The sequence below is a fragment of the Cypionkella sp. genome (assembly GCF_034376685.1).
GTDB lineage: Bacteria > Pseudomonadota > Alphaproteobacteria > Rhodobacterales > Rhodobacteraceae > Cypionkella.
The window spans coordinates 1-18,574 of sequence record NZ_JAXMJJ010000113.1 but is presented as its reverse complement, the minus strand read 5'-3'; the positions used below and the strand labels follow the sequence as shown (position 1 = coordinate 18,574).

Below are 18,574 nucleotides of genomic sequence, written 5' to 3'. Positions count from 1 at the left end.
GCCGGATTTCGGGATGCTGTCATCGGGGTTGTCCAGCTTTCATGCGCTGGCACGCAATCCGTGGAACACCGCGATGAATCCCGGCGGCTCTAGTGCGGGGGCGGGCACTGCGGGGGCGGCGGGCTATGGGCCGATCCATCTGGGCACAGATATCGGTGGCTCGATCCGGCTGCCTGCGGCATGGTGCGGGCTGGTCGGCCTGAAACCCAGTCTGGGGCGCGTGCCGATTGACCCGCCCTTCATGGGCCGCGCGGCCGGGCCGATGACCCGGACGGTGCGTGATGCCGCGATGGCAATGGCGATCCTGTCGCAGCCCGACCATCGCGACCACATGGATCTGCCGCCGAACAGCATTGCATGGCTTGATCTTGACCATGACCTGAAGGGCCTTCGTGTCGGGCTGCATCTGGAGGCGGGCTGTGGGCTGCCCGTCGACCCGCAGGTCATAGCCGCAGTGACTGCCGCCGCACAGCTGTTTGAAGGTGCTGGGGCCATTGTCGAGTTGCTCGCCCCCTGGATGACGCCAGATTTGTTGCAAAGTCTTGATGATTTTTGGCGCACACGCGCTGGGCTGGACATGCAGGCGCTGGATCTGCAGCAACGTCAGTCCGTGCTGCCGATGATCCGCGCATGGGCCGAATCCGGGCTGGGGCGGTCGGGCGAAGACGTCTATCGTAATTATGCTGCCACGGTTGAAATCCGGCAACGGACGGTTGCTGCGACGGCGGGGTTCGATCTGGTGTTGTCACCCGTCTCGCCCAATGTCAGCTTTCCTGCCGAGTGGGCCTATCCCGCCGACAATGATGTCAATCGGGCGATGGCGCATATCGGCTTTACCGCACCTTACAATATCAGCGAGCAGCCAGCGATTTCGGTCTCGTGCGGCTATGACGGTGCAGGTGTTCCGATCGGGTTGCAGATTTCAGGCCGCCGGTTTGAGGATCTGGGCGTCCTGCGGGCGGCGCAGGTATGGGAACAGATCCGGCCTGCGCCGCGCCCCTGGCCGTTCCAGTCAAGGTGAGGCCCGCGCACCCCGCAAACGGGGCTGTCAGATCCCGTCAGGGACGGTCAGCGCGAGTGTCAACTTTGGTCTGCTTCGCTAAGCCTGTCGAAATATGCGGCCGCCTCGGACAGATAGCCGTCCTGAAAGCCACCCTCGGACAGCGACCGCAAAGCCATGTCGACCCCGGTTGCGGCATGGTTCTCGGCGGCAATATCCTGTGTCATGCGCAGATAATAGGCGATGTCCTTGGCGGCGTTCGACACAAAGAACTTCATTCTGGAATTGTCACCCTCCAGCAGAAACGGGCTGATCCGATCAAGTGCCGCGCCATAACCGCCGCCCTTTGCCAGAGCATCGGTAAAGACCGCCGCCGAAATTCCGGTTTTCTTCGCGCAGGCCGCCGCCTCGCTCAGCAAGGTTGCGCAGCCGATCGAGACGTAGTTGTGCAGCAGCTTCAGCGTATGCCCCGCACCAGTGCCACCCGCATGAAAAATATTTTCAGAGAAAGTCTCCAGCAACGGGCGCATGCGTGCGAACGTGTCATCGTCGGACCCAACCAGCAGATTCAGTCGGCCCTGTTCGGCCTCCATCGGGGTCCGGGTCATTGCCGCATCCATGAAAAGCCCGCCCGCATCGCGCGTCAGCCCCGCCAGCCGCATCGTCGAGCTTGGGATGGCCGTCGAGCAGTCGATGATGACCGCTCCGGGCCGTATCGTCGCCAGAATCCCGCCTTCGCCCAGCAGCACATCTTCGACCTGAGGCGAGCCCGAGACGCACAGGATGATCACGTTACTCTCGGCGGCAAGCTGATCCCGGTCCGTGACCCTGACCGCGCCGAGGCTCACCAGATCGTCAGCGGGCTGATTTCCCGGATGGTCCAGAAACCCGAGCGACCAGCCTTTAGAGACCACGTTTTTTGCGATGCCGTGACCCATCAGGCCGACACCGATCATTCCCACCTTCATCGCGCTCATTGCTCCTTGGTATTCTTCTGGCACAAAAAATGTCTGGCGACAGCTTCGCCGTTGCAGGTGGTTTCGACAAGACACGCATCACCTTTTTGTCGCCGGATTTGCCTGGAGTTGCCGGAGTGGAGCCCACAGGCGGCCATGTGCGGCCCTTGCCAGTCGCGCGATCTGACGCCGCTTTCACGCAGACATACCTATAGGATCTGACCATGACACTTGACGAACTGACCCATATCGATGCCACCAAGGTCTTCGTGAACGGCGCGTGGATCGTGCCAGCGGGCGAACAGACCCTTCCTGTCGAAAACCCTTCGACCGGTGAAATCATCGGCCAGATCGGACGCGGCACGCTGGCCGAGGTCGACGCAGCTGTTGCAGCCGCTGGAGCTGCGATGGAGGGAGACTGGGGCCGCATGACAGCCACCGAACGCGGGCGCATCCTGATGAAGATGTCTGCGCTGACTCTGGCCCGCGCCGAAGATCTGGCGATGATCGAAACGCTGGATGTCGGCAAACCTCTGGACCAGTCGCGCAGGGACTCGGTCGCTCTGGCGCGCTATCTTGAGTTTTATGGCGGCGCCGCCGACAAGTTGATGGGAACGACGATTCCCTATCAGGACGGCTTTACGGCCTATACGCTGCGGGAACCGCATGGTGTTTGCGGCATCATCATTCCCTGGAACTATCCTATGCAGATTCTCGGTCGGGGCGTCGGGGCCGCTTTAGCGGCGGGCAATGCGGTGGTGCTGAAACCTGCCGAGGATGCGTCGCTGTCATCGCTGGTGTTTGCCGCGATCGCTGCCGAGGCGGGCCTGCCGGCGGGAGCGCTGAATGTCGTCACCGGTCTGGGCACGGATGTCGGGGCGACGCTGTCGGGTCATGCTGGCATCCATCATCTTTCGTTCACAGGGTCGGTCGGGACCGGGATGCGCATTCAGGAGGCTGCTGCCAGAAACGTCGTTCCGGTGACGTTGGAGCTTGGCGGGAAATCTCCGCATATCGTCTTTGACGACGCCGATCTGGACAAGGCAATGCCGGTTCTGGTGGGGGCTTGCATGCAGAATGCGGGTCAGACCTGTTCGGCGGCTTCGCGCGTTCTGGTGCAGAGAGGTGTCTATGACGAGGTCAGGCGCCGGATGATCGGGATCTACGAAGGGCTTGTCGTCGGACCCGCTATCGGCAGCCATGATCTGGGGCCGCTTGTTTCGCGAAAGCAGCAACAGATTGTGCAGAGCTTCATTGATCGTGGCAAACAAGAGCTGACCCTCGCCGCCGAAGGCCAGATGCACCCGGACGCAGCGCCCGATGGCCATTTCGTGTTGCCGACCCTGTTTTCCGAGGTTGCGCCCGACCATGCCCTTGCACAACAAGAGATCTTTGGGCCGGTGCAGGTGCTTATCCCCTTCGACGACGAGGCAGAGGCCCTAAGGATCGCCAATGGCACCGAATATGGTCTGGTCGCAGGGCTGTGGACGCGGGACGGCGCGCGCCAGTTGCGCATGGCCCGAAAGCTGCACAGCGGCCAGGTGTTTATCAACAACTACGGCGCGGGCGGTGGCATCGAATTGCCGTTCGGCGGCATCGGAAAATCGGGGCATGGCCGCGAAAAGGGCTTTGAAGCGCTTTACGGTTTCACCCGCGTGAAGACCGTCACCGTCCATCACGGCTGAATGCCTTGGCCGACACCGGCGGGTTTGCCGTTCACGTCTGCGCGGGGACATCTCTGCCCGGCGATCACTCGTGCCCCGCATTCGCGACCTTCCCTCAAAACGGCTCTTTGCCTTTGAGCCAGCCGCCGGTCCGAAAGCAATGCGCGGCCTCATCGGCGGCAAGATCAAGGAAGGGCTCTGTCGCGAAGTTCTTCGATGACGCGGCGAAGCCTGAGCAATAAGTCTGCCTGACCGAGGCGCAGATGGCACGCCTGAAGCCCCTCTTCCCTACAAACCAGTGCGAGCCGCGCGTGATCGCAGACAGGCCCATAACCGTATAGTATTCATAAATAGCAATGGTTTGCGATGTGGCACGCCTCCAAAATGAATGGCTCATCGAAGACGCTTTACCAAAGATGGAAGCGATGAGGCGACAAGGGCATCTTCACCCGGATGATGGAAGGGCCGACGGTCGAGGCGGCAGTTCCGAAGACGATTATGATCAGCGCGGCCATCTGATCGGCCGAACCTAGGGCGATATGAACACAAAGCTGCATGCGGTGACGGATGCCGATGGCCGCACGATCTGGTTCTTCATGACCGCTGGCCAGATCAGCGATTACACCGGTGCCGCAGCTCTGCTGGGCAGCCTGCCAAAGGTAGAGTGGTTGCTGGCCGACCGCAGCTATGGTGCCGACTGGTTTTGAGACGCGTTGCAAGACAAGGGTCTTGGACACTGCATTTCGGGCCGGAAGTTGCATGGCAAGCCCGTCAAATATGACAAAGGCCGCAACAGGATCGAGATTATGTTCGGCAGCCTCAAGGGCTGGTGCAGGGTTGCCACGCGCTACGACAGATGCCCATAGGTCTTCCTGTCGCCGTCACTCTCGCCGCAACCGCCATATTCTGGATATGAAACGTGAACGAGTTTGATCCCAAGGCCCATTTTGCCACTTGGTGTTTGTCCAACAGGCAAGAAACAATTTTCCATAGTGCTGCCTTACGCTGCTTTGAAAGGATCAAACACTAGAGGCTAAAGGCCCCACCAGCTGCCGGTATCCTTTCCGCGCCGACAGTGCGCGAATGACGCCTCTCAACTCGGCCAATCCGCGCAGCCGTCCAATCAGCGGATAGCCCGGATGCGTTTCGCGCGCCGCATCGTCAAGTAGGTCGTGGCCATGGTCCGGGCGAAAGGGGATATCGGCGTCCGCGCGACCCTCGTCGCGTCGGCGCGCCTCCTCCGCCAGCAACACGGCGACCAGAGTCACCATATCAGTATCGCCATCGAGATGTGCTGCCTCTTCGAAAGAACCATCCGCGTCCTTGCGCACGTTGCGAAGGTGGGCAAAGTGGATGCGCTCGGCAAAGCGGCGGGCGATGGCGGGCACGTCATTGGCTGGATTGGCCCCCAGCGAGCCGGAACACAGCGTCAGGCCGTTAGCCGGGCTATCCACTGCGGCCATGATCCACGCGATATCGTCGCCGTTCGACACGATGCGCGGCAGGCCAAGGATGTCACGCGGCGGATCGTCGGGATGGACGCAAAGCCGCATCCCCAGATCCTCGGCGGCGGGAATGATTTCCTGCAAGAACCGCCGGTAGTTGGCGCGCAGGTCATCGCGACCGATGCCGTCATACAACGCCAGTCCCTTGCGCAGTCCGGCCACGTCATAGCGGTCATAGGCCCCCGGCAACCCGGCCATGATCGACTGTAGCAGGGTTTCGCGGTCGGCCTCGGTCGCCATCTGGAACCAGGCCGCTGCGGCTGCCCGCACTTCAGCCGGATAGTCTGCCTCGGCTTCGGCACGGCCCAGCATGAACAGCTCGAACGCGGCCATCCGGGTGGCCGAAAACCGCAGACAGGTGCCTCCCCGTGCCACCGGGGCCGCCAGATCAGTGCGTGTCCAGTCCAGCAGGGGCATGAAGTTGTAGCAGATCGTATGGATGCCTTCGGCGGCAAGATTGGCCATCGACTGGCGGTAATTGGCGAACAGTTCAGACAGATCGCCGTCGCCGCGTTTGATCCGTTCATGGATCGGAAGGCTTTCGACCACCACCCAGTCAAAGCCCGCCGCCTGCACCCGGTCGCGTGTCGCGGCGATGGTGGCACGGGGCCACACCTCACCATAGGGGATTTCGTGCAGAGCGGTCACGATCCCTGTGGCCCCCGTCTGGGCAATTTCAGGCAGGGTGATCTTGTCGAATGGCCCATACCAGCGCCAGCTTTCCTTCACAGCAAATCCTCCACCGCCTTGCGCGCGCCACGGGCTGCAAGCCTGCCATGCGCGGCGGTTAGCCCCGGTTCCAGCGCCTGCGCCAGATCAGCCGGAAACACCGCCCGCAGATCCAGCAGCGCCCGCACGCCCCGCACGGCACGCGCAGCCAGATCGGCGGCGAGCGGGTCTTTCACCTCAATCGGCTGGCCCTTTTCATCGGTGCCGCCGACGTAACGCATCCAACCCGCCACGGCGAGCATCAGACCCGGGCTGTCACGCCCCGCCGCAAGGTTGGCAGCTAGCGTGCCAAGGATGCGCTGGGGCAGTTTCTGACTGCCATCCATCGCGATCTGCCACGTCCGGTGCCGGATCGCCGGGTTGCGATAACGGTCCAGCAATTGGGCCGCGTAGGCATTCAGATCCACGCCCTGCGGCGGAGTGATCGCGGGAATGATCTCGTCCCGCCACAACTTTTGCACGAAAGCGGCAAAGATCGGATCGGCGACCGTGTCGGCGATGGTTTCATACCCGGCAAGATAGCCCAGATAGGCCAGCGAGGAGTGTGTGCCGTTCAGCATCCGCAGTTTCATAAGCTCGAATGGCGTCACATCGCGGACCAGTTGCACGCCGACCGCGCCCAGATCGGGGCGCTGGCCCTGCACGAAATCATCTTCGACGACCCATTGGCTGAAGGGTTCGTGCATCACCGGCAGATTGTCGTCGATGCCTTGCGCCTTCAGGCGGGCAATATCTTCGGGTTTGGTGGCGGGCACGATGCGGTCGACCATAGTTGCGGGAAAGCGACCCTCGGTGGCAATCCAGTCGGCCAGCGCGGGGTCGATCCGGCGGGCAAGGTCCAGCACCACGCCGCGCACGACGCGGCCGTTTTCGGGAAGGTTGTCGCAGCACAGCACGGTGAATGGCGGCAGACCCGCCTCCTTTCGCCGTTGCAGCGCGCGCACCAGATATCCGGGGGCGGACCGAGGCCGCGGATGGGTCAGATCGTGCAGGATGTCGGGGTGATCGGGGTTCAGCGCGCCGGTTGCTGGGTTGTGGCAATAGCCCTTTTCGGTGACGGTCAGGCTGACGATACCTACAGTAGGCAGGGCCATCGCCGCCAGAACCGCCTCGGGGTTTTCACGGGCGACCAGAATATCCTGCACCACGTCGATGCGGCGGATGGTTTCGCCCTGCGGCCCCTGTTCCACCGCGTGATAGGCAAAACCCTGCGGTGCCAGCGCATCACGCATCGTCGCCGATTGAAGGCTGACGCCGATCACGCCCCAGTCACCGCCGGAATGGGCCATCGCGTTGGCGATATACACGGCCCCATGCGCGCGAAAGAACGCGCCAAGGCCAAGGTGGACGATGCCAATACCAGGGATTTCAACGCGCAAGCCAGCCTCCATCAACATTCAGCACCGCGCCGTGGATATAGGCCGAGGCGGGAGATGCCAGAAACACCGCCGCCCCGGCGATGTCACTGGCCTGTCCCCAGCGGCCTGCCGGGATGCGGTCGAGGATCGCAGCACTGCGGTCGGGGTCTGCGCGCAGGGCGTCGGTGTTGTTCGTCTCGATATAGCCGGGGGCTACGGCATTCACGTTGATGCCGCGTGCCGCCCATTCATTGGCCAGCAGTTTGGTCAGCCCCGCCACGCCATGTTTGGACGCGGTATAGGACGGTACCCGGATGCCGCCCTGAAACGACAAAAGCGAGGCGATGTTGATGATCCTCCCGCCTGCCCCGCGCGCGAAAGCCGCCTTGGCGAAGGCCTGACAGGTGAAGAACACCGCCTTCAGGTTCACGTCCATCACCGCGTCCCAGTCGGCTTCGGTGAAATCAACGGAATCTGCGCGGCGGATGATGCCCGCGTTGTTCACCAGGATGTCGACCGGGTCGGCAAACGCGTCTTGCGCGGCCATCGGGTCGGCAAAGTCAATCCGCAATTCCGTCCCGCCGGTCAGCCGCACTGTCTCGGCACAAGACGACCGTCCGGCGGCGATGACATGCGCCCCCGCCTGTGCCAGACCCACCGCAATGGCCTGCCCGATGCCGGTATTGGCCCCGGTGACCAGCGCCCGCTTGCCGTCCAGCGAGAAGGAAATCACCGCAGATCCCCCATCCCCACCATTTCGACATCGCGGTAATCGACATTGTCGCCTGCCATCGCCCAGATGAAGGTGTAAGACCCGGTGCCCGCCCCACAGTGGATCGACCACGGCGGCGACACCACCGCCTCTTCGTTCTTCATCACCAGATGGCGGGTCTCGTTCGGCTCGCCCATGAAGTGAAACACGCGGGCGTCGGCGGCCAGATCGAAATACAGATAGACCTCCATCCGGCGGTCATGGACATGGGCAGGCATGGTGTTCCAGACCGACCCGCCGTGAAACTGGGTGTAGCCGACGACCAGTTGGCAGGATGGCATCACGTCGGGATGAATGAACTGGTTGATCGTGCGCTCGTTCGCGGTGGCGGCAGAGCCCATGTTGACCTTCTTCGCCTCGGCCAGCGTCACCAGACGCGCGGGGTGGGCGGCATGTGCCGGGGCCGACAGGATATAGAACCGCCCTGCCCCGTCAAAGCTGACGGGCCCCGCACCCATCGGCAGATACAGCACGTCGCCGCGCTCCATCGTCCAGCTTTGACCGCCTGCGGCGACAATCCCGGTGTCGCCGATGTTCACCACACCCATCTCGCGCCGGTCAAGGATGCTGGCGGTGCCTGCCTGTTTGACCTCGTCCAACACCAGCGCCGCGCCAGTGGGCACCGCGCCGCCGACGATCATCCGGTCGTAATGCGTGTAGACCAGACGGATTTCGCCATCCGCAAACAGATCGGCCATGTGGAAGGCATCGCGCAGACCGGCGGTGTCAAGTTGACGTGCCGAGACGGGATCGACAGCGTGGCGGATTTCGACGTGGGTCATGGGAGGCTCCTTAAAGAAAATCATCGCGGCGCGGGGCGAAACTGTCGATCAGCGTGCCCGCTGCAAGACAGCGGCAGCCATGCACCACATTGGACGGGATCATCAGGCTGTCGCCTGCCCCGATTTCGGTTTCGGCACCGTCGATGGTGAACAGGAACCGGCCCGCCTGCACGAAGGTGGACTGCACATGCACATGGCGGTGCAGCTTGCCTTCGGCACCTTCGGTGAACCGGAACGCCACCAGCATCAGCGCGGGATCGTCGGCCAGCACCTGACGGGTGACACCGGGGTCGGTGGAAACGATGGGAAACATGGGATTACCTCAGTGAAACTGGGCCGGCAGCCAAAGCGACAGCGCGGGGATATAGCTGACAAGCATCAGCGTGACGAAGGCCGCGCCATAGAACGGCCAGATGGTGCGCATGGCCTGCCAGATGGTGATCCTACCCACCGCGCAGCCGACAAACAGCACCGCGCCGACAGGGGGCGTGCACAGGCCAATGCCAAGGTTCAGGATCAGGATCACCCCGAAGTGCACGGGGTCCACCCCAAACGCCTGCGCCACGGGCAGGAAGATCGGCGTGGTGATGACGATCAGCGGCGACATGTCCATGAATGTGCCAAGGATCAGAAGGGCGACGTTGATCATCAGCAGGATGATGATCGGATTGTCGGACACGGTCTGCATGAACGACACGATCGCCGTCGGCACCTGCAGATAGGCCAGCAGCCATCCGAACGACGCCGCACAACCGATCACCAGCAGCACCATAGCGGTGGTGCGGACCGCGCCCATGGTGGCGTGGACAAAGTCCGACCAACTGAGCGTGCGGTAGATCAGCACGGTGACCAGCAGCGCATAGACCACCGCGATGTTGGCGCTTTCCGAGGCGGTGAAGATGCCCGACCGGACCCCACCAAAGATGATCGCGATCAGGATCAGCCCGGGCATCGCCGAGACAAAGATCACGCCCAGCATTTTCAACCCCGGAAACGCCTCTGTCGGGTAGCCGCGTTTGCGGGCGACCAGATAGGCCGCAACCATCAACGACAGGGCCAGCAGCAGACCGGGAATGATGCCGGCGGTGAACAGGTCGGCGATAGAAATCCGCCCGCCCGCCGCGATGGAATAGATGATCATGTTGTGCGATGGCGGGATCATCAGCGCGATGATCGACCCCACCACCGTCAGGTTCACCGCATAGTCCACGTCATAGCCTCGCGCCTTCATCTGCGGCACCATCAGCCCGCCCACGGCGCTGGCATCAGCCGCAGCCGACCCCGACACGCCGCCGAACATCACCGAGGCCAGCACGTTCACCTGCCCCAGCCCGCCGCGCAAATGGCCGACCAAGGCCCCCGCCAGCGCCACCAGTCTGCGGGCGATGTCACCGCGCACCATCAGGTCGCCCGAGTAGATGAAGAAGGGAATCGCCATCAGCGCATAAACCGACACACCGGAATTCAGCCGCTGAAACACCACCACCGGCGGCAGGCCCAGATAGAGGACCGTCGCAAAACTCGACACGCCAAGGCAGAACGCCACCGGGGTGCCGATTGCCAGCAGGAACACGAAGCTGCCAAACAGAATATACAGTTCCATCGCCTCAGGCTCCTGTCACAGTTTGGTCGAGAACGTCATTTTCCGGCACGTCTTCACCAAACCGCGCGGTGTGTAGGCCCGAAGCGCGGCGCAGAATGCGTTCGATGGAAAACAGCACCAGCAGCACGCCGCCGATCATTAGGGGCACAAATTCAAACCCGCGCGAGATGCCAAGCCCCGGCATCTGATCACTTGCGGCGCGGGCGCTAAGCTGGCTGCCGAAATACGCCATCCCGAACCCGAAGGCGGCGACGACAATGTCGGATACGGTATGAAGCGCGGTAACGAGCCGCACGGGAAGGATCATCAGCAGCACGTCAAAGGACAGGTGATAGCCTTCACGCACGCCCACGGCGGCACCCAGAAAGATGAACCAGCCCATGATCATCACCGAGGCAGGCTCGGCCCATTGCAGGCTGTCGTTCAGGACATAGCGGACAAAGACCTGCGAAAAGACGAAGACCGTCATCACCACCAGCCCGGCACCGGCCACCCATAACGCGATACGCGCCAACCAGCCGGCATAGATCGCCAGCTTCTGCATGTTTTTCTGCACTTGAAACCTCGCAAGAAGAAATGCCCGCGACGAAGGCGTTCGTCGCGGGCTACGGGCTTGGGGTTACTGGGTGTCCTGGATCCGCTTGACCAGATCCTTGAACGCGTCCGTGGTCACATATTTGTCGTAGACCGGGACCATCGCATCAATGAAGGGTTTCTTGTCGATATCGCGCACGATTTCGGCACCGGCCGCGATGGCCTTTTCTTCAGATGCCTTCTCTTGCGCCGCCCACAGATCCCGCATCACCTGCACCGATTCCTTGGCGGAGACACGCATGATCTCTTGATCTTCCGGGCTCAGTTTTTCCCAGCTGGCTTTGGACACCGCCACCAGTTCCGGCACCATCAGGTGTTGGTCCAGCGTGTAGTATTTCGCCACCTCGAAGTGACCCGAGCTGTCATAGGAAGGCCAGTTGTTCTCGGCGCCGTCGATCACGCCGGTCTGGATCGAGGAATACACCTCGCCGTAGGGCATCGGGGTCGCGTTGGCACCCAGAGCCGCCATCATGTCGACGAACACGTCCGACTGCATGACGCGGAACTTCATGCCTTTCAGGTCTTCGACCGAGGTGATCGGCTTCTTGCTGTTGTAAAAGCTGCGCGAACCGCCGTCATAGTAGCCCAGCGCGATCAGGTCATGTTCGGCGAACGCCCCGGCCAGTTCTTCGCCGATTGGGCCATCCATCACGTTGTGCATGTGCTCTTCAGAGCGGAACAAGTAAGGCAGCGACAGAAGCTGCGCTTCGGGCACGATGTTGTTGAACGAGCCAAAGCTGGCGCGCACCATGTCGATCACACCGAACTGGGTCTGTTCGATGGTGTCTTTTTCTTCGCCCAGTTGCGAGGACGGGAACACAGTGATGCAGATACGGCCTGCGCTGCGTTCCTTGACCTTCTCACTCATGAACTTGACGGCCTCGACGGTCGGGTAGCCATCGGGGTGCGTGTCGGACGACCGCAGTGTGATTTCACATTCTGCGAATGCAGGCGCGGCAAGAGCAGCCGTTGCCAGCAGAACGGCGGTCATGGTCTTGAAGTATCTCATTGTTTTTCCTCCCAGAAAAATGGATCATCAGAGCCGATAAGCCTGCTTCGCAAGCCCGTATGCAAGGTCGTGGCCGACCTCAAAAGCTTCATCCTCCGCCAGCCTCCCGCTGGCGACCAAAGTTGCGAGATAGGCGCTGTCGACCCGGCGCGACACGTCATGCCGTGCCGGGATCGAACAGAACGCCCGTGTGTCGTCATTGAAGCCGACGGTGTTGTAAAAGCCCGCCGTTTCTGTGGTGGTTTCGCGAAACCGGCGCATCCCCTCGGGGCTGTCAAAGAACCACCACGCCGGGCCCAGCTTCAATGCCGGGTAGACCCCGGCCAGCGGCGCCAGCTCGCGAGCGTAGCTGGTTTCGTCCAGGGTGAACACGATCACCGTCAGGCGCGGATCGCTGCCGACCGCGTTCAGCAATGGGCGCAGGGCGCGGACGTAATCGGTGCGGGTCGGAATGTCGAAGCCCTTGTCGCGGCCAAACATCGCCATCACCGGGGCGGAATGGTTGCGGTGGCTGCCCGGATGGATCTGCAGGACCAACCCATCTTCCAGGCTCATCCGTGCCATTTCGGTCAGCATCTGCCCCCGGAACGCATCCGCCTCGTCCGCCGTGCAGGTGCCTTGCAGCGCCTTGGCGAACAGAGCCGCAGCGTCGGTCTGCGGCAGATCTTCGGTGCGGGCAGTTGCATGACCGTGGTCGGTCGAGGTCGCGCCGAAGGTTTTGAAAAACGCTCGGCGCAGGCGGTGGGCCTGCAGGTAGCCAGGCCATGTGGTGGTGTCTTCGCCGGTCAGATCACCCAGCGCCGCGACGTTGGCTGCAAAACCTGGGAACTCGGGGTCCACTACGGCATCGGGCCTGTAAGCGGTGACCACGCGCCCAGACCATCCGCTGTCGCGGATCATCTTGTGCCAGCGCAGATCATCCAGCGCGCTTTCGGTGGTGGCGATCACCTCGATATTGAACCGCTCGAACAACGCACGGGGTCGAAACTCAGGACGCGTCAGACAGTCGGCAATGTGATCATAAGTGGCATCTGCCGTCTGCGCGGACAGGCGATCAGTCAGGCCGAACACCTCGGCAAACGCGTGGTCCAGCCACATCCGCGAGGGGGTGCCGCGCAACAGGTGATAGTTTCCGGCAAACAGCCGCCAGATTGCGCGGGGATCAAGCTCAGTCACGCCGCCATCGATGCGGGGCACACCAAGTGATTCCAGCGGGATGCCCTGCGAATGCAGCATCCGGAATACATAGTGGTCTGGCGTCACGAACAGCTGCGCTGGATCGGGAAATGCCGCATTCTCGGCAAACCAGCGCGGGTCGGTGTGACCGTGCGGGCTGACGATTGGCAGCCCCTTGACCGCGTTATAAAGCGCACGACCAAGCGATTTCGCGCGGCCCTCGGAAGGCAACAAGCGGTCGGGATCAAGCAAGCCCATTGCCTTTCGCCTCCTTCCTACATCAAGCTTTGAAAATAACGGTAGCATTCGGCGACTGTAATAGACTAATATGCTAGTATCCAAAATGTGTCAACGGAGAGATTATGTCCGACATGCTTCACCTTGACAGTCTTGAACACCTGACGCGCCCCTCGGTGGCGGATCAGGTGTTCGATGCCCTGCGTGCCAAGATCCTTGCTCTAGACCTGCCCCCCAGCACAAAACTGTCCGAGGTGGATGTAGCGCGCCAGATGGGCGTCTCACGCCAACCGGTGCGCGATGCCTTCTACCGCCTGTCAAAACTCGGCTTCATCTCGATCCGCCCGCAGCGATCCACCACCGTCTCACAGATTTCCACCAATGCTGTGATGCAGGCTCGGTTCATTCGCGCTGCCATCGAGGCGCAGACAGTTCGCGTCGCCTGTGACAAACTCACACCCGCCGACCATGCCGCGCTGCGCGACTTACTCGACCTCCAGCGCGCGGCGATGACCGCAAAAGATCCCCTCGCCTTCCACGCTCTTGATGACCAGTTCCACCGCGATCTGTGTGAACGCGCAGGCTGCGGTTTTGCCTGGGAGATAATCCGCGAGAACAAATCCCACATGGACCGCGTCCGTTTCCTGTCGCTGTCTTTCGCCTCGCAGGATGCCTTCGGCGATCACGTCGCTATCCTTGATGCGATTGAGGCGCGTGACGCCGCCTCTGCCATGTCACATATGCAACTTCACCTAGGCCGCATCAGGATTCAGATCGAACGCATCCGCGCCGACAACCAAAGCTATTTCGCAACCGAGGTGCCATGCATTCCCGATTCCTGACTGGGTCAACAATATCCGACCAATCTGGCCGCCAATCCGGCCGCATCATCTCTATCGGCGAATGCATGGTGGAACTGGCACCACGGGCAGACGGCACCTACACGATGGGGTTTGCGGGCGACACGCTCAACACCGCCTGGTATTTACGCCGCGCGCTACCCGCAGCGTGGAGCGTCGATTACATGACGTGCATCGGCACTGATGCAGTGTCGGACAGGATGCTGGCTTTTCTCGGCGATGCCGGGATTGGCACCACCCACATCGCGCGGTTGCCCGATCGTACCGTCGGGCTTTACCTGATCGAACTCGCCCATGCCGAGCGCAGCTTTCTCTACTGGCGTGGGCAAAGCGCAGCCCGTCTGCTTGCGCGTGACCCGGCACGACTGGCGCAGGCACTAACGGGCGCAGATGTCGCCTATCTCTCTGGCATCACGCTGGCCATTTTGGAAGATGACCGGCCCACCCTTCTAACGTCGCTTACCGAACTGCGTGCCCGCGGTGGCATGGTCGTGTTTGACCCAAACCTGCGCAGCCGCCTTTGGCCCAATGCCACCATCATGTGTGACGCAATAATGCAGGCCGCCACGCAGGCCGACATCGCTCTGCCCTCGCATGAGGACGAAGCCGCCGCGTTTGGCGATGCGTCACCCGAGGCCACGGCCAGGCGATACCAGCAGGCGGGTGTCCCACTGGTGGTGGTCAAAAACGGCCCTGGCAGCATCATCACCTTGGCGAACGGAACACTGGCGCACCACGACGTTGCGCCAGTGCAGACGGTTGTCGACACCACTGCCGCCGGAGACAGCTTCAACGCCGGTTTTCTTGCCGCCCATCTTACGGGCAATCCGCTCACCCAGTCCGTTGCGGCAGGTGCAGCAATTGCCGCTCGCGTTATCAGCTCACACGGCGCACTCATCGCACAGCACTAGGTAAGTCCAAATTCCTTTTTCACAGCCAGCCCTTCTCGGCTTAAGACTACGGCAATCGGCCCATTCCAGCCAACCTGCCTGTCCCACGCGCTAAGCGTTCTTCACGCCCTGCCCCGTCGCAGCACGCGTATTGCCGTCTTCCTGACCAGAAGCTGCTATCGAGGCATTTCAAAGGTTTAACCTAAGTTCGAACCGTCCCCACGGCCGGCATCGAACCGGCAAGCCCTGCGGCGGGAGATTTTAAGTCTCCTGTGTTTACCAATTTCACCACGTGGGGTGACGGCTCCGAAACTGCCCTTTATCAACCCACTTCGGGCCAATCAATCAGGCATAGATAGTCTATTTTTGGCTTTCGCCGGACCAAAGCACAACAAGGCTATGTAATCATTACTCTTTTCTCAACAGAAAGCAGGATTTCAAGTCTCCTGTGTCTACCATTTCACCACGCGGGCAATCATGCGGGTTTGGCAATTCGCTCACCATAGCCATCTGCGTGGCGGGGTAAAGCACCTACAATCATCTCACCTGCAACAAACCGCTGCGCTGCGGCGATTGACTTCACCAAAATCCCTGCCTTTTATACGCCCGAGAGTTTGCGAGGATCCCCTATGAAGAAAATCTATCCCAACGCGGCGGCGGCGCTGGATGGTCTGTTGTTTGATGGCATGTTGATCGCCTCTGGCGGTTTTGGCCTCTGCGGCATTCCAGAGCTGCTGATCGCGGCGATCCGTGATGCGGGCACCAAGAGCCTGACCATTGCGTCGAACAACGCAGGCGTTGACGGCTTTGGGCTTGGCCAGCTTTTGGAAACCCGGCAGATCAAGAAAATGATCTCTTCCTATGTCGGGGAAAACGCTGAATTCATGCGTCAATACCTTTCGGGCGAACTCGAGCTTGAATTCAACCCGCAAGGCACCCTTGCCGAACGCCTGCGCGCAGGCGGCGCGGGCATCCCCGGTTTCTACACCGCCACCGGCGTGGGCACGGTGATTGCCGATGGCAAAGAGCATCACGACTTCAACGGCAAGACCTATATTCTGGAAACCGGAATCGTCGCCGACCTGGCCATCGTCAAGGCCTGGAAAGCCGATCCGTCGGGCAACCTTGTGTTCCGCAAAACCGCGCGCAACTTCAACCCACCAGCGGCGACATCGGGCAAGATCTGCGTGGTTGAGGTCGAAGAAATCGTGCCGCTGGGCGCGCTGGACCCCGACACCATCCACCTGCCGGGCATCTATGTGCACCGCATTGTGCAGGGCCAGCACGAAAAACGTATTGAGAACCGCACGACACGCAAGAAGGAAGCTTAAGATGTGGGATCGTAACCAAATGGCCGAACGCGCCGGGCGCGAGTTGCAAGACGGTTGGTATGTCAATCTTGGCATCGGCATCCCCACTCTGGTGGCCAACTATATCCCCGAAGGTGTTAACGTCACCTTACAGTCGGAAAATGGCATGCTCGGCATGGGCCCCTTCCCTTACGAGGGCGAGGAAGACCCCGATCTGATCAATGCCGGCAAGCAAACCATCACCGAGCTGCCACAGACCGCCTATTTCGATAGCGCCCAATCCTTTGCGATGATCCGGGGCGGCAAAATCGCCATGGCGATCCTAGGTGCTATGGAAGTGGCCGAGAATGGCGATCTGGCAAACTGGATGATCCCCGGCAAGCTGGTCAAAGGCATGGGTGGGGCGATGGATCTGGTTGCAGGCGTTGGTCGCGTTGTGGTGGTGATGGATCACACCAGCAAGCATGGCGAATCCAAGGTGCTGAAGGCCTGCACCCTGCCCTTGACCGGCAAGGCCGTGGTCAACCGTATCATCTCAAACCTTGGCGTGCTTGACGTGGTCCCCGGTGGGCTGAAGATCGTCGAAGTTGCCGAGGGCGTTACCGAGGCGGAACTCCGCGCCGCAACCGAGGGCACCATCGTTGACTGAGGTTTTGCGCGAGCACGGCGCGCATAAGGGGCGCTACCTCATCCGTCGGAACGGCGAAGAGGCCGAGATGACCTATTCGATCACCACGCCCACGCTGGTGATCGCTGACCATACTGCGGTGCCGGTAAGCTTTCGCGGCACCGGGGCGGGGGTGGCGATGCTGACTCAGTTTGTTGCGGATGCGCGGGCGGAGGGATTCAAGATCATGCCGCTTTGCCCGTTTGTGAACGCGACGCGGAAAAAGCATCCCGAATGGGCGGATGTGTTCGCGGTTTGAGTGGTCCCAACTCGGGACCATTTCAAAACCGCTCTAAATCAATGGCTTACTGGGAGGCGTTCAGGAAATCTTAACGATTTTGCTGCGGTTCCTGCGTCTGGCGCTCAATTCGTCGCCGAAATTACCTTGAACACACAAGGGTCGGTCACCAGTTCCGGCGGGCTGAGACACAGCCCCTGCGCCACCTGCCAGGCCGCCAACACCTTGGGCACATAGTCGCGGGTTTCCGCATAGGGCGGCACTCCGGCATTGGCGTCAATCGCGCCTTCCCCGGCATTATAGGCCGCGATCACCATCAACGGATCATGATCGAACCGCTTCATCAGCCAATCCAAATACGCCACGCCGCCCTTGATATTCTGCACCGGATCGGTGGAATCACTGACGCCAAACCGCGCCGCCGTCGCCGGGATCAGCTGCATCAAGCCCTGCGCCCCCGCCGAGCTGACCGCCGCAGGTCGCCCCGCGCTTTCAATCCCGATCACCGCCAGAACCAAAGCTGGCGACACATCGGTGCCAATCGTGGCCTTCAGAATCTCGGTGCCATAGGTCGTGGCGATTTCCTGCATCTGCTGCATCCGGGGTGCCGCCACCCGCTCGCCCCCCGGCCCCTGACTCAAGGTCGCCAAAGCCAGCGGGAACCGCCCCGATGGCTGATCGCGCTGCACCGGCACGGCCTCCCAGAACCACCCGTATTTGGCCGAAGCGGGCGTGGGGGCAGAGGGCGCAAGCGGTGCGCTCGGATCGACCGGGGGCGTAGGCGCCCGCGCCTCTACCTCGGGCATAGCCGCCAACAAGCGCGCCTGCTCCACCGGATCAATCTGCACGGTGATCCGCTTGCCGGGCAGATTGTCACTGACCTTGATGCGCTTGAAGCCCTCACCACTGGCCGAATTCATGACGATTTCTGCCGCCGCCGTGATCGGCGCCAGAAGAATCAGACTTGCCAGAACTGTGCCTCGTGCCCGTCGCATCACGTTGGATGCCGCCTGCCTTGTTTTCATTGCCCTGACTGTCGCAGAATCAGCCAAGCATTTCCACGTTCGCATGCCGCCAATCATGGCTATTTTGCCCAAATCGGCGCGAAAGCAACGGTTTCACACGCAATGGTTAAGCAGGTGTTATAAAATTAATCCTTATACATGAATGGGTTGTCATATTTTTACGCCTGAATTGCAGCGCTTCAAAAACGCCGCACCCTCA

General features: G+C 61.4%; 19 protein-coding genes, 1 tRNA gene and 2 pseudogenes. 10 read left to right on the top strand and 12 right to left on the bottom strand.

Translation table 11 applies throughout. The features are described from left to right. Positions 1–1,021 (top strand): amidase (locus U1A24_RS21260; RefSeq protein WP_322323986.1); only part of this gene is annotated, 1,021 nt, incomplete at its 5' end. 59 nt (positions 1,022–1,080) lie between these two features. Here the strand turns inward: U1A24_RS21260 and U1A24_RS21255 are convergent. Next, positions 1,081–2,001, bottom strand: a complete 921-nt coding sequence (locus U1A24_RS21255) for an NAD(P)-dependent oxidoreductase (RefSeq protein WP_416173515.1) — start codon at positions 1,999–2,001, stop codon at positions 1,081–1,083. A 179-nt stretch (positions 2,002–2,180) separates the two neighbouring features. On the opposite strand from U1A24_RS21255, the gene U1A24_RS21250 reads away from it, so the two are divergent. The 3 genes and pseudogenes from U1A24_RS21250 (at position 2,181) to U1A24_RS21240 (ending at position 4,536) form a co-directional block, all read left to right on the top strand. Beyond that, positions 2,181–3,641, top strand: coding sequence for an aldehyde dehydrogenase family protein (locus U1A24_RS21250; RefSeq protein WP_322323984.1), 1,461 nt, complete (start codon positions 2,181–2,183; stop codon positions 3,639–3,641). 8 nt (positions 3,642–3,649) lie between these two features. Then, positions 3,650–3,819, top strand: a pseudogene (locus U1A24_RS21245) (Tn3 family transposase); the annotation flags it as partial. Between the two features lie 64 nt (positions 3,820–3,883). After that, positions 3,884–4,536, top strand: a pseudogene (locus U1A24_RS21240) (IS5 family transposase). Between the two features lie 103 nt (positions 4,537–4,639). Here the strand turns inward: U1A24_RS21240 and uxuA are convergent. The 9 genes from uxuA to uxaC form a co-directional block, all read right to left on the bottom strand. Next, complete coding sequence (uxuA, locus tag U1A24_RS21235) at positions 4,640–5,854, bottom strand: mannonate dehydratase (protein ID WP_322323983.1); 1,215 nt, start codon at positions 5,852–5,854, stop codon at positions 4,640–4,642. Then, a complete protein-coding gene (locus U1A24_RS21230) occupies positions 5,851–7,245 on the bottom strand; it encodes a mannitol dehydrogenase family protein (protein ID WP_416173516.1) in 1,395 nt (464 codons plus the stop codon). The genes uxuA and U1A24_RS21230 overlap by 4 nt, the downstream gene beginning before the upstream one ends. After that, positions 7,223–7,945 (bottom strand): 2-dehydro-3-deoxy-D-gluconate 5-dehydrogenase KduD, encoded by a 723-nt coding sequence (kduD, locus tag U1A24_RS21225; protein WP_322323981.1) that lies wholly within the window; start codon positions 7,943–7,945, stop codon positions 7,223–7,225. The genes U1A24_RS21230 and kduD overlap by 23 nt, the downstream gene beginning before the upstream one ends. Continuing rightward, a complete protein-coding gene (gene kduI / locus U1A24_RS21220; protein ID WP_322323980.1) occupies positions 7,942–8,766 on the bottom strand; it encodes a 5-dehydro-4-deoxy-D-glucuronate isomerase in 825 nt (274 codons plus the stop codon). Before kduI ends, kduD begins: the two co-directional genes overlap by 4 nt. A gap of 10 nt (positions 8,767–8,776) precedes the next feature. Next, positions 8,777–9,079: a cupin domain-containing protein gene (locus tag U1A24_RS21215; RefSeq protein ID WP_322323979.1), complete on the bottom strand. Its 303-nt coding sequence runs from the start codon at positions 9,077–9,079 to the stop codon at positions 8,777–8,779. Positions 9,080–9,088: 9 nt separating this feature from the next. Further along, positions 9,089–10,369: a TRAP transporter large permease gene (locus U1A24_RS21210; RefSeq protein WP_322323978.1), complete on the bottom strand. Its 1,281-nt coding sequence runs from the start codon at positions 10,367–10,369 to the stop codon at positions 9,089–9,091. Between the two features lie 4 nt (positions 10,370–10,373). Beyond that, positions 10,374–10,913 carry a TRAP transporter small permease gene (locus tag U1A24_RS21205; RefSeq protein ID WP_322323977.1) on the bottom strand — a complete coding sequence of 180 codons (540 nt, stop codon included), beginning with the start codon at positions 10,911–10,913 and terminating at the stop codon, positions 10,374–10,376. A 75-nt stretch (positions 10,914–10,988) separates the two neighbouring features. Beyond that, the gene (locus U1A24_RS21200; protein WP_322323976.1) at positions 10,989–11,972 is read right to left on the bottom strand and encodes a TRAP transporter substrate-binding protein; all 984 of its coding nucleotides are present in this window, start codon (positions 11,970–11,972) and stop codon (positions 10,989–10,991) included. A 27-nt stretch (positions 11,973–11,999) separates the two neighbouring features. Next, positions 12,000–13,406, bottom strand: a complete 1,407-nt coding sequence (uxaC, locus tag U1A24_RS21195; protein ID WP_322323975.1) for a glucuronate isomerase — start codon at positions 13,404–13,406, stop codon at positions 12,000–12,002. Positions 13,407–13,510: 104 nt separating this feature from the next. Between uxaC and U1A24_RS21190 the strand changes: the two genes are divergently transcribed. Both U1A24_RS21190 and U1A24_RS21185 read left to right on the top strand, forming a co-directional pair. Beyond that, positions 13,511–14,227: a GntR family transcriptional regulator gene (locus U1A24_RS21190; RefSeq protein ID WP_322323974.1), complete on the top strand. Its 717-nt coding sequence runs from the start codon at positions 13,511–13,513 to the stop codon at positions 14,225–14,227. Then, on the top strand, positions 14,209–15,156 hold the full coding sequence (locus U1A24_RS21185) for a sugar kinase (RefSeq protein WP_322323973.1): 948 nt from the start codon (positions 14,209–14,211) through the stop codon (positions 15,154–15,156). The genes U1A24_RS21190 and U1A24_RS21185 overlap by 19 nt, the downstream gene beginning before the upstream one ends. 195 nt (positions 15,157–15,351) lie before the next feature. Here U1A24_RS21185 and U1A24_RS21180 read toward each other — a convergent pair. Further along, positions 15,352–15,433 (bottom strand) — tRNA-Leu (locus tag U1A24_RS21180). 331 nt (positions 15,434–15,764) lie between these two features. Here U1A24_RS21180 and U1A24_RS21175 point away from each other — a divergent pair. Genes U1A24_RS21175 through U1A24_RS21165 form a run of 3 tightly spaced genes read left to right on the top strand, consistent with a single transcriptional unit; the run spans position 15,765 to position 17,371 of the window. Continuing rightward, positions 15,765–16,466 (top strand): CoA transferase subunit A, encoded by a 702-nt coding sequence (locus tag U1A24_RS21175; RefSeq protein WP_322323972.1) that lies wholly within the window; start codon positions 15,765–15,767, stop codon positions 16,464–16,466. A gap of 1 nt (position 16,467) precedes the next feature. Then, positions 16,468–17,094, top strand: coding sequence for a 3-oxoacid CoA-transferase subunit B (locus U1A24_RS21170; protein WP_322323971.1), 627 nt, complete (start codon positions 16,468–16,470; stop codon positions 17,092–17,094). Next, complete coding sequence (locus tag U1A24_RS21165) at positions 17,087–17,371, top strand: GNAT family N-acetyltransferase (RefSeq protein WP_322323970.1); 285 nt, start codon at positions 17,087–17,089, stop codon at positions 17,369–17,371. Before U1A24_RS21170 ends, U1A24_RS21165 begins: the two co-directional genes overlap by 8 nt. 104 nt (positions 17,372–17,475) lie before the next feature. Here U1A24_RS21165 and U1A24_RS21160 read toward each other — a convergent pair whose 3' ends face one another. Beyond that, positions 17,476–18,345, bottom strand: coding sequence for a lytic transglycosylase domain-containing protein (locus U1A24_RS21160; RefSeq protein ID WP_322323969.1), 870 nt, complete (start codon positions 18,343–18,345; stop codon positions 17,476–17,478). Between U1A24_RS21160 and U1A24_RS21155 the strand changes: the two genes are divergently transcribed. Then, the gene (locus U1A24_RS21155; protein WP_322323987.1) at positions 18,269–18,517 is read left to right on the top strand and encodes a hypothetical protein; all 249 of its coding nucleotides are present in this window, start codon (positions 18,269–18,271) and stop codon (positions 18,515–18,517) included. The genes U1A24_RS21160 and U1A24_RS21155 overlap by 77 nt on opposite strands. The last annotated feature ends 57 nt before the right edge of the window (positions 18,518–18,574 follow it).

Excerpts from the sequence above, each read along its gene's own strand:
- U1A24_RS21250 (WP_322323984.1), top strand. The coding sequence starts at position 2,181 with ATGACACTTGACGAACTGACCCATATCGATGCCACCAAGGTCTTCGTG.
- U1A24_RS21230 (WP_416173516.1), bottom strand. The coding sequence starts at position 7,245 with ATGGAGGCTGGCTTGCGCGTTGAAATCCCTGGTATTGGCATCGTCCAC.
- kduI (WP_322323980.1), bottom strand. The coding sequence starts at position 8,766 with ATGACCCACGTCGAAATCCGCCACGCTGTCGATCCCGTCTCGGCACGT.
- U1A24_RS21215 (WP_322323979.1), bottom strand. The coding sequence starts at position 9,079 with ATGTTTCCCATCGTTTCCACCGACCCCGGTGTCACCCGTCAGGTGCTG.
- U1A24_RS21210 (WP_322323978.1), bottom strand. The coding sequence starts at position 10,369 with ATGGAACTGTATATTCTGTTTGGCAGCTTCGTGTTCCTGCTGGCAATC.
- U1A24_RS21205 (WP_322323977.1), bottom strand. The coding sequence starts at position 10,913 with ATGCAGAAGCTGGCGATCTATGCCGGCTGGTTGGCGCGTATCGCGTTA.
- U1A24_RS21200 (WP_322323976.1), bottom strand. The coding sequence starts at position 11,972 with ATGAGATACTTCAAGACCATGACCGCCGTTCTGCTGGCAACGGCTGCT.
- uxaC (WP_322323975.1), bottom strand. The coding sequence starts at position 13,406 with ATGGGCTTGCTTGATCCCGACCGCTTGTTGCCTTCCGAGGGCCGCGCG.
- U1A24_RS21190 (WP_322323974.1), top strand. The coding sequence starts at position 13,511 with ATGTCCGACATGCTTCACCTTGACAGTCTTGAACACCTGACGCGCCCC.
- U1A24_RS21185 (WP_322323973.1), top strand. The coding sequence starts at position 14,209 with ATGCATTCCCGATTCCTGACTGGGTCAACAATATCCGACCAATCTGGC.
- U1A24_RS21175 (WP_322323972.1), top strand. The coding sequence starts at position 15,765 with ATGAAGAAAATCTATCCCAACGCGGCGGCGGCGCTGGATGGTCTGTTG.
- U1A24_RS21170 (WP_322323971.1), top strand. The coding sequence starts at position 16,468 with ATGTGGGATCGTAACCAAATGGCCGAACGCGCCGGGCGCGAGTTGCAA.
- U1A24_RS21155 (WP_322323987.1), top strand. The coding sequence starts at position 18,269 with ATGACGATTTCTGCCGCCGCCGTGATCGGCGCCAGAAGAATCAGACTT.
- U1A24_RS21160 (WP_322323969.1), bottom strand. The coding sequence starts at position 18,345 with ATGCGACGGGCACGAGGCACAGTTCTGGCAAGTCTGATTCTTCTGGCG.